At 69.2% G+C, this 9,573-nt stretch carries 8 protein-coding genes; 5 read left to right on the top strand and 3 right to left on the bottom strand.

The genetic code is table 11. The features are described 5' to 3' along the window. Positions 1 to 193 precede the first annotated feature (193 nt). The 3 genes from pth to B2U11_RS13975 all read right to left on the bottom strand — a co-directional run bounded on the left by pth (position 194) and on the right by B2U11_RS13975 (position 3,950). On the bottom strand, positions 194 to 814 hold the full coding sequence (gene pth / locus B2U11_RS13985; RefSeq protein WP_292072594.1) for an aminoacyl-tRNA hydrolase: 621 nt from the start codon (positions 812 to 814) through the stop codon (positions 194 to 196). Between the two features lie 86 nt (positions 815 to 900). After that, positions 901 to 1,533 carry a 50S ribosomal protein L25/general stress protein Ctc gene (locus B2U11_RS13980; RefSeq protein ID WP_292072592.1) on the bottom strand — a complete coding sequence of 211 codons (633 nt, stop codon included), beginning with the start codon at positions 1,531 to 1,533 and terminating at the stop codon, positions 901 to 903. A gap of 134 nt (positions 1,534 to 1,667) precedes the next feature. After that, on the bottom strand, positions 1,668 to 3,950 hold the full coding sequence (locus B2U11_RS13975; RefSeq protein ID WP_292072587.1) for an ATP-binding protein: 2,283 nt from the start codon (positions 3,948 to 3,950) through the stop codon (positions 1,668 to 1,670). A 151-nt stretch (positions 3,951 to 4,101) separates the two neighbouring features. Between B2U11_RS13975 and B2U11_RS13970 the strand changes: the two genes are divergently transcribed. From B2U11_RS13970 to B2U11_RS13950, 5 genes are all read left to right on the top strand, one after another. After that, positions 4,102 to 5,523, top strand: a complete 1,422-nt coding sequence (locus B2U11_RS13970; RefSeq protein WP_414632970.1) for a sensor histidine kinase — start codon at positions 4,102 to 4,104, stop codon at positions 5,521 to 5,523. A 114-nt stretch (positions 5,524 to 5,637) separates the two neighbouring features. Continuing rightward, positions 5,638 to 7,068 carry a phosphate ABC transporter permease subunit PstC gene (pstC, locus tag B2U11_RS13965; protein WP_292072582.1) on the top strand — a complete coding sequence of 477 codons (1,431 nt, stop codon included), beginning with the start codon at positions 5,638 to 5,640 and terminating at the stop codon, positions 7,066 to 7,068. Next, a complete protein-coding gene (gene pstA, locus B2U11_RS13960; RefSeq protein ID WP_292072580.1) occupies positions 7,061 to 8,362 on the top strand; it encodes a phosphate ABC transporter permease PstA in 1,302 nt (433 codons plus the stop codon). Before pstC ends, pstA begins: the two co-directional genes overlap by 8 nt. Positions 8,363 to 8,366: 4 nt before the next feature. Further along, entirely contained in the window at positions 8,367 to 9,323 is a 957-nt protein-coding gene (gene pstB / locus B2U11_RS13955; RefSeq protein ID WP_292072578.1) for a phosphate ABC transporter ATP-binding protein PstB, read from the top strand. A gap of 4 nt (positions 9,324 to 9,327) precedes the next feature. Then, positions 9,328 to 9,573 (top strand): phosphate signaling complex PhoU family protein (locus tag B2U11_RS13950; RefSeq protein ID WP_292072576.1); only part of this gene is annotated, 246 nt, incomplete at its 3' end.

Below are 9,573 nucleotides of genomic sequence, written 5' to 3'. Positions count from 1 at the left end.
GCGCGCCGCCGCCAGGGCGGCGAACGGCAGCAGGCTTCCAAGCGCGAGCGCGAAAACCGCCGCCAGGAAGGCGAGCGATCGGGCGACGGACCAATTGTCGGCCTGGCTGCGGGTCACGTCCGGGCTTTACGGCCTTTCGGCGCCCCGGCCTAGTGCGATCGTGTGTCTTGCGACCTTGCGACCCGTGGCGGCGCTACAGCTCGCCCCGCGCCGCCTGGCGAGGGCTGAACTTCGGCGCGGGCGCCAGGCGCATGACCTCGCCCTGATACCGCTCGTCGTCGCCGGCGGCCGCGAACGGCAGGGCGTCGGCGCAGGCCTGGAGCAGGGCGTTCAGCCACGGCTGATCGGCCTTGTGGAAGTCGCCCAGCACGTGCGGCATCACCAGATGCTTTTCGCCCGGATGGCCGATACCCATGCGGGCGCGACGGAAATCGGGCCCGAGGTGGCTGATCAGGCTGCGGATGCCGTTCTGGCCGGCCGCGCCGCCCCCGGTCTTCATACGGAAGCGACCCGGCGCCAGGTCGATCTCGTCATGGAAGACGATGATCTCGCTGGGCTTGATCTTGTAGAAGCGCGCCGCCTCGCCGACCGCGCGGCCGCTTTCGTTCATATAGGTCTGGGGCTTCATCAGCAGGGCCCTGACCGGCCCGTCCGCCGTCTCGATCTCGCCCTCGCTCACGATCGATTGGAACTTCGCCCTCTCGGCGCCGAACCGCCAGCGACGCGCGATCTCGTCGGCCGCCATGAAGCCGATGTTGTGCCGGTTCTTTTCGTACTTCGCGCCCGGATTGCCGAGCCCCGCGATGATGATCATGGCGTCCTCATGCCGTCTGCGATCGGCAAAGAAAAGCCCCGCCGCGGCGAACCGGGCGGGGCGTGATCTTCAGGTGAGCGACGGGATCAGTCTTCGCTCTTGTCCTCGGCCGGAGCGGCGTCGGATTCGGCGGCTTCATCGGCGGCGGCCGACAGGGCGGCCGAGGAGACCTTGATCGTGGCGATCACGAAGTCGCGGTCGCCGATGGTCGGCTCGGCGCCCTGCAGGTCGATGTCCGAGATGCGAATGGTGTCGCCCATCTGCGACTTCGACAGGTCGACGACCAGTTCTTCCGGGATACGGTCGGCGCGGACCGAAACTTCCACGGCGTGACGCACGACTTCCAGCGAACCGCCCTGGCGGTTGAACGGCGCATCTTCGGCGTTCTTGAAGTGGACCGGCACTTCGATCTTGATCGTGCCCTTTTCGTCGACACGCATCAGGTCGAAGTGGACCGGACGGTCCGACACCGGGTCGAACTGGATGTCCTTGGCGATGACCGGCTGGGTCTCGTCGCCGTACTTCAGCGTCACCAGGTGGCCCAGCAGCTTGCCGGTGTAGAGGGACTTCCTGAAGTCCTTCTCGTTCACCGACAAGGCGACCGGGGCCTTGTCGCCGCCGTACAGGATGCCGGGCACGCCGCCGGCGCGACGCACGGCGCGGGCGCCGCCGGTGCCGACGCCTTCACGGACGTCCACGTTCAGAATGATCTCGGCCATCTGGCTGCCTCAACAAACAACGGAAACGCCGCGCTGACGAAAGGGCCCGCGCGGCGGGGGGTGTGAACCCTCGAATTCAAGAGCGCGGGCTATTACACGCATCGCGCCGGGCGCGCAACCGCCTAAGCTCGGTTTCAGGCGGCCTGCGCCTGATCGCGCGCCAGCGCGGCGGGATCGGCCACCATCGCCAGCAAATCCGCCGCGTTGAACGGCTTGGCCAGGTGCCGGTCGGCGCCGGCGGCCCGGCCCGCGGCGATGTGTTCGGGCATGGCGTTGGCCGTCAGCATGACGATCGGCGTGCGCGGGGCGCCCATGGCGGTCTCGTGCAGACGAATCTCGCGCGTGGCGGTCAGGCCGTCCATCACCGGCATCTGCATGTCCATCAGGATCAGGTCGAAATCCTGGCGACGACAGGCCTCGACGGCCTCCATGCCGTTTTCGGCGACGACGATCTCCACCGGGGTCTGGGCCAGGATCAGTTCGATGACCCGCCGGTTGGTGGGATGGTCGTCGGCGACCAGGACGCGGGCGGGGGCGGCGATCACGGGTTCGTCGGCCTCGGCCCCGGCCGAGGGCGCGGCGCACCGGTTCAACGGCAGGGTCAGGATGAAGGACGACCCGCCGCCGGGCGCGCTTTCGCAATCCAGGTCTCCGCCCATCATTTCGGCCAGTTGCCGGCAGATCGACAGGCCCAGGCCCGATCCGCCGAACTTGCGGGTGATGCCGCCGTCGGCCTGTTCGAAGCGCGTGAACAGCCGCGCGCGGGTGGCGGCGTCGAAGCCGATGCCGGTGTCCTCGACCGCGAACCTCAGGGTCGGCGCGCCGTCGCGCTCGGGCCCCTGCTGCAGGGTGACGCTGACGAACCCTTGCGTGGTAAACTTCACCGCGTTCGAGATCAGGTTGGTCAGCACCTGCTTCAGCCGCACCGCGTCGCCCCGGATCCACAGGGTTTCCTCCACGTCGATGTCGACGTGGAAGTCCAGGCGCTTCTGTCGCGCGTTCTCGGCGTAGAGCTGGGCGGCCTCGCGCACGGCGCCGGCCAGGTGGAAGGCGTCCTCGGTCAGTTCAAGCTTGCCCGATTCGACCCGCGCCAGGTCCAGAATGTCGCTCAGCAGCGTCTGCAGGCTGCGGCCGGACGCCTGGATCAGATCCAGCATCTCGCGCTGTTCGACGTTCAGCTCGGTCTTGGCCAGCGCCTGGGTCAGTCCGATCACCCCGTTCAGCGGGGTGCGGATTTCGTGGCTCATGTTGGCCAGGAACTGGCTCTTGGCGACATTGGCGGTTTCGGCGGCGTCGCGCGCTTCCGACAGGGCGGCGGCGTCGCGCTTCAAGTCTGTGATGTCGGTGCAGACGGTCACGACGCCGCCTTCCGCCGTGCGTCGATCCTGTATGCGAAGGACGCGGTCGCCGACGATGCGCTGCTCCAGGGTCGCCGACAGCTTGCGACGTTCGGCCAGCCGTTCGTCCAGCCAGGCGTCCTCGCGCCCCAGGGCGTCCTCGTAGCGCCGCTCCTTAAGGCCGATGCGGAGCACGTCGCGGAACGGCATGCCGACCGACAACTGCGTCTCCAACTCGCGGTTGACCTCGGCGTAGCGCGCGTTCCACAGCACCAGCCGGTCTTCGGCGTCGTAGAAGGCCAGGCCGTCCGGCATGGCGTCGACCGCCTCGCGCATCTGCTTCAGGGCGCTCTGGCGCGACACGTGGTTCATCCAGGCCGTCAGGCCGACCGCCCAGGCGATGCCGATCATGGCGAACAGGGTCAGGGTGTTCAGGGTCGCCGGAGACAGACCCGAGACGGCGACGCCCGCCTCATGCGGCGTCACGGTCACCGCCGACAGCCCCAGCAGATGCAGCAGCACGATGGCGGCGGCGTCGAACAGAGCCAGGATCGCCAGGCTGCGGCGCGGACCGCGGCGATAGGCGAAGCCGGCGCCGGCGCTCAACGCCACGGCCGCGACGAAGGACAGGGCGATCAGCCAAGGGTTCCACTGTAGCGTCGCCGCCGCGCGAAGCCCGGCCAGGCCGACATAGTGCATCAGGCCGACGCCCAGCAGCCCGACCGCGCCCCCGACGGCCTTCATGCGTCGGCTGTCCTCCCGGAACGTCGCGGCGGTGGCCAGACCCACGGCGGCGAGGCACAGCAGAAAGGAGGCCAGGGTCAGCAGCGGCGCATAGGCGACACGGGCGTCGATGGCGACGACGTAGCTCTGCATGATCAGGCAGTGCGTGGTCCAGACCGCGCCGGTCGCCGTCACGGCGGCCAGCAGGCCGGGACGACGCCCGCGATCCCCGCCCCACGTCCAGGCGCGGTTCATCAGCCAGAAGGCCGCGCTGAGCCCGACGGCGCACACCGTCGCCGCCAGGATGATCAGCCGCCAATCATGGCTTTGACTCAGGCTTTCCAGGAACCTCTGCACGGCATCCCCTCGTTCCGCCCAGCTTGACGGCAAAGTCCTAAAGAAAAGGTACGACGGCGCGGTTTACGACCGGCGCTGCTGTCGAAGCGCCGTCATGAAATCCGTGCAAGGATGGCCTCCCTCCGTCTCCGTCCTCATGAGTCGTCCCATCATGCCCTATGAGGTTTCGCCATCGCCCGTCGCGCCGACCTCGACGTCGCGCCTGTGGACGATCGGCGCCACGGTCGCCATCGCGGTCGGCGTGATGCTGGGTCTCGCCGTCATCCATCCTCAACTGGCCCCGTGGCTGGTCGGCGGAGCGGCGGTGGCGACGGGGGCGGCGTGGCTGCTGAACGCGCCGGGGCGTCAGGAGGCCGAGCCGACGCCGGTCGATGACCGGGCCGCAACGGCGGCGCCCGTCGCCTCGGCTGAATTGCTCGACCGCGTGTTCGAGGCGCTGGAGGATCCGGTGCTGATCGTCAGCGGGGGAGAGCCCGACGATATCGCCGGACGTCGCATCGTCCTGGCCAATCAGGCGGCGCGGGATCTCTTGCGGGTTCAGCGCCAGGGCGGGCTCCTGGTCCAGGTCATCCGCGAGCCGGGCGTGCTGGAGGCCGTGGACGAGGCGCTGTTCGGCGGGGTGTCGCGGGCCACCGACTACACCACCGGGGGCCAGCGGGACCGCCGCTGGCGGGCCTGGACCCGGCCGCTGGGCGACGAGGACGGGGGTCTGGCCCTGGTCGTTCTGCGCGACGAGACCGACGTGCGCCGCATGGAGATGATGCGCGTCGACTTTCTGGCCAACGCCAGCCACGAGCTTCGCACCCCGCTGGCCTCGCTGAGCGGCTTCATCGAGACGCTGAAGGGCCATGCGCGCGAGGATGTCGTGGCGCGCGACCGGTTCCTGGACATCATGGCCGCCCAGGCCGACCGCATGAGCCGGCTGGTCGCGGACCTGCTGTCGCTCAGCCGGATCGAATTGAACGAACACATCCCGCCCTCCGGCCGCGTCGACCTGGACCGGGCCGCCTCCGACGTCGTCGACGCGGTCAGCGTCATCGTGCGCAACAAGGACGTCAGCGTGGTCCTGGACCAGGGGGAGGCGAGGGCGTCGGTCAGCGGCGACCGGGACGAGATCGTCCAGGTGGTGCAGAACCTGCTCGACAACGCCGTCAAATATTCGCCGGCCGGCGGCGTGGTCGAGATCACGGTGCGCGCCGACCTGTCGTTCGACGAGGCCTGGGCGTCGCGGACGCCCGGCGCCACCCGCCTGCCGCTGGTGACGCCCGATCGCACGGCGGGCATGGCCTATGCGGCCGTCACCGTGCGCGATCACGGTCCGGGCATGGCCCGCGAGCATCTGCCGCGGCTGACCGAACGCTTCTACCGCGTCGAAGGCCAGAAAAGCGGCGAGCGGCAGGGCACGGGCCTGGGATTGGCGATCGTCAAGCACATCATGAACCGACACCAGGGCGGTCTGCTGGTCGAAAGCGCGCCCGGCCTGGGCGCGGCCTTCACCGCCTGGTTCCCGATGGCGGCCAAGGGGCGCGCCGGCCCGGCCTCCGCCGACGCTTCGATCCCGGCGTCACTGTAACCGAACTGTCATGGAGCCGTCTTAATCCGCTGACCATTCGCGGGCAGAAGACGCGCCAAGTCAGTCCTGGATGTCCGGGATTCCGACGATTCGCGCACGCGTACCGGGCCCCGAATGATCTGGATTCTCCTGCTGATTCTCGCGGCGCTGGCCGCCGCCGCCTTCGTGGGCGGGCGGGCGATGGCGCAAGGCCGGTTCCGGGGCGTCCGCGCGCATTCCCGCCCGGCCCAGCACGGCGCCTACGCCCTGATCTGGGTCGCGGCGCCGGCGCTGGCGGTGTTGATGCTGGCCGGGGTGTTCGCCGCGCCGATCGAGCGCCAGCTGACCGCCGCCGGCGCGCCCGACGCCGTCGCTACGCTTGAACCCTTCCGCCGCGAGGCCTTCTTCGCCGACGCGCACCGCCTGGGCCGGGGCGAACCGGCGCTGCAGATCTGGGAACGCCCCCTGGCCGAGCAGCTGCCGGTCGAGGCGCGCCGCATGGTGCGGGTCGAGCGCACCCTGCAGTGGGGCGCCGCCGTCGCCGCCGTGCTGGCCGCGATCCTGGGCGGCCTGTTCGCCTTCAGCCAGATTCGCCCGAACGTGCGGGCCCGCAACCGGGTCGAGGGCTGGGTCTGGGGCGCCCTGTTCGTCTGTTCGGCGGTGGCGGTGCTGACGACCATCGGCATCATCGCCTCCCTGGCCTTCGACGCCTTCCGCTTCTTCCAGCACGTCCCGGTGACGGAGTTCCTGTTCGGCACGCAATGGAGCCCGCAGATCGCGATCCGCGCCGACCAGGTCGGCTCCAGCGGCGCCTTCGGGGCCGTGCCCCTGTTCGCCGGAACCCTGCTGATCATGTTGATCGCCATGCTGGTCGCCGCGCCCATCGGCCTGCTGTCGGCCATCTATCTGTCGGAATACGCGGGCCGCACCGCGCGCGCGGTCATCAAGCCGGTGCTCGAGATACTGGCCGGGGTGCCGACCGTGGTTTACGGCTTCTTCGCCGCCCTGACGGTGGGGCCGGCGCTGCGGGTCTTCTTCAACGAGATCGGCCTGTTCCTGATCGGCGGGCCGCTGGACGGCCTGGGCCAGTATCTGGCGCTGGTGCAGAACCAGATGGCGCTGACCGCCGGCGCGGTCATGGGCATCATGCTGATCCCCTTCGTTTCGTCCCTGTCTGACGACATCCTGAACGCGGTGCCGCAGAGCCTGCGCGACGGCTCCTTCGCCATGGGCGCGACCAAGTCCGAGACGGTCAAGCGGGTGCTTCTGCCCGCCGCCCTGCCGGGCATCGCCGGCGCCCTGCTGCTGGCGGTGTCGCGCGCCATCGGCGAGACCATGATCGTGACCATGGCCGCGGGCCTCGCCGCCAACCTGACCTTCAATCCGCTGGACACGGTGACGACGGTCACGGTGCAGATCGTCACCCTGCTGACCGGTGACCAGGAGTTCAACAGCGCCAAGACCCTGTCGGCCTTCGGCCTGGGGCTGACGCTGTTCCTGGTCACCCTGATGCTGAATATCGTCGCCCAGCGGATCGTCCAGACCTATCGAGAACAATATGACTGACGCGACCCCCGAACAGGTCGGCGCGGCCGCGGACAAGCGCCTGGAGCGGCTGCGCGCCGGGCTCAAGCGTCGTCACGCGCGCGAGACCCGCTTCAAGCTGTACGGCCAGCTGGCCATCGCCGCCGCGGTGGTCTTCCTGGTCATCCTGCTGGGCCGCATCATCGAGCAGGGGCACACCGCCTTCTACACCCACACGGTGACGGTGCCGGTCTATATGGACCCCGCGCGGGTCGACCGCGCCTATCCGCAGGGCAGCAACTTCGAGCAGATGGCGGCCGAGCAGCAGCTGGCGCGCTGGGGGATCGCCGACGACGCCCGGGGCGACGTCTCGCGCGACATGCGCGGCCTGTTCTCGTCGGAGTTGAAGTTCGTCGCCGCCGATCTGGTCTCGCGCCGCGCCGACGTGATCGGCGAGACGGTTCCGTTGGCGGCCCCGCTGTCCGACGACGCCGACCTCTATCTGAAGGGCGAGATCTCGCGCGACGTGCCGCAGGAGCAGCGCCGCCTCAATGACCGGCAGCTGGCCTGGCTGGATCGGATGAAGACGGAAGGCGTCATCGGCTCGCACTTCAACACGGCCCTGTTCACCAACGGCGATTCCACCCAGCCCGAGATCGCCGGGGTTTTGGGCGCCGTGGTCGGTTCGGCCCTGATGCTGATGGTGACGGCCCTGATCGCCATTCCGCTGGGCGTCGGCGCCGCGGTCTGGCTGGAGGAGTTCGCCCCCAAGAACAAGCTGACCGACATCATCGAGGTCAACATCAACAACCTCGCCGCCGTGCCCTCCATCGTCTACGGCCTGCTGGGCCTGGCGCTGTTCATCAACTGGATGCACCTGCCGCGCGCCAGCCCGATCGTCGGCGGCCTGGTGCTGGCGCTTATGGCCCTGCCGACGCTGATCATCGCGACGCGTTCGTCGTTGAAGGCGGTGCCGCCCTCGATCCGCGAGGCGGCCTTGGCGATGGGGGCCAGCCGCACCCAGACGGTCTTCAGCCACGTCCTGCCGCTGGCCATGCCGGGCGTCATGACCGGCGCCATCATCTCGATGGCCCACGCCCTGGGCGAGACCGCCCCGCTGCTGCTGATCGGCATGGTCAGCTTCGTGCCGGGCGTGCCGCACGCCATCGACCAGCCGGTCGGCGCGCTGCCGTCGCTGATCTACATCTGGGAAAACGCCTCCGAGCGGGCGTTCCACGAACGCACCGCCGCCGCGATCATGGTCCTTCTGGCCTTCATGATCGTGATGAACGCGGCGGCCATCATCCTGAGGCGGCGCTTCGAGCGTCGGTGGTAAGAGAATGAAGTTCCGAATCTTCCGCGCACCCGACGGCCACAATGACGGCGGCGACCCGACCCAGGCGCCGCGCATGGGCGGCCAGGTGCTGCCCGAGGCCGCGCCGGCGAAAACGACCCCCCAGGCGTCCGACCGCGCCGAGCTGCGCATGGAGGACGCCGAACCGGCGCCTGGTCCCACCGTGGTCGACACGCCGCCGACGGGGCCGATCAAGATCGCGGCGCGCGACGTGTCGGTCTTCTATGACGGCAAGCAGGCGCTTTACGACGTCTCGCTGGACATTCCCGACAAGACGGTGACGGCCCTGATCGGCCCGTCCGGCTGCGGCAAGTCGACCTTCCTGCGGACCATGAACCGCATGAACGACACCATCTCGGGGGCCAAGGTCACCGGGCGGATCGCCATGGACGACGAGGACATCAACGATCGCTCCATCGACCCCGTGCTGTTGCGCGCGCGGGTCGGCATGGTGTTCCAGCGCCCGAACCCCTTTCCCAAGTCGATCTACGAGAACGTCGCCTACGGCCCCAAGATTCACGGCCTGGTCTCGGCCAAGTCCGAGATGGACGGCGTGGTCGAAAGCGCCCTGAAGCGCGCGGGCCTGTGGGAAGAAGTGGCGGACCGCCTGCAGTCGTCGGCCATGGGCCTGTCGGGCGGCCAGCAGCAGCGCCTGGTCATCGCCCGCGCCATCGCCGTGAACCCCGAAGTCATCCTGATGGACGAGCCGTGCTCGGCCCTGGACCCCATCGCCACGGCGCGCATCGAGGAACTGATCGACGAACTGCGCGAGCGGTTCTGCATCGTCATCGTCACCCACTCGATGGCCCAGGCCGCGCGGGTGTCGCAACGCACGGCCTTCTTCCACATGGGCCGCCTGGTCGAGACCGGCGACACCGAGACCATCTTCCAGAATCCGCGCGAGCGGCGCACGCTCGACTACATCACGGGACGCTTCGGCTAATCCGATGAACCAGCACACCGTAAAGGCCTATGGCGACGAACTGAACCAGATCACGGCCGAGGTCGCCCGCATGGGCGGCCTGGCCGAGGCCCAGGTCGCCGACGCCATCGATTCCGTCGCCCGTCGCGACATCGCCCTGGCCCGCGCGGTGGTCGAGCGCGACCTGAAGCTGGACGCCCTGCACCGCGATATCGAGAAGAAGGCGATCCGCCTGATCGCCCTGCGCCAGCCGGTCGCCAGCGACCTGCGC

Source organism: Brevundimonas sp. UBA7534, assembly GCF_002479325.1.
Taxonomy (GTDB): Bacteria; Pseudomonadota; Alphaproteobacteria; order Caulobacterales; family Caulobacteraceae; genus Brevundimonas.
This window is presented reverse-complemented; position numbering and strand designations above follow the sequence as displayed.

Excerpts from the sequence above, each read along its gene's own strand:
- pth (WP_292072594.1), bottom strand. The coding sequence starts at position 814 with ATGATCATCATCGCGGGGCTCGGCAATCCGGGCGCGAAGTACGAAAAG.
- B2U11_RS13980 (WP_292072592.1), bottom strand. The coding sequence starts at position 1,533 with ATGGCCGAGATCATTCTGAACGTGGACGTCCGTGAAGGCGTCGGCACC.
- B2U11_RS13970 (WP_414632970.1), top strand. The coding sequence starts at position 4,102 with ATGCCCTATGAGGTTTCGCCATCGCCCGTCGCGCCGACCTCGACGTCG.
- pstC (WP_292072582.1), top strand. The coding sequence starts at position 5,638 with ATGATCTGGATTCTCCTGCTGATTCTCGCGGCGCTGGCCGCCGCCGCC.
- pstA (WP_292072580.1), top strand. The coding sequence starts at position 7,061 with ATGACTGACGCGACCCCCGAACAGGTCGGCGCGGCCGCGGACAAGCGC.
- pstB (WP_292072578.1), top strand. The coding sequence starts at position 8,367 with ATGAAGTTCCGAATCTTCCGCGCACCCGACGGCCACAATGACGGCGGC.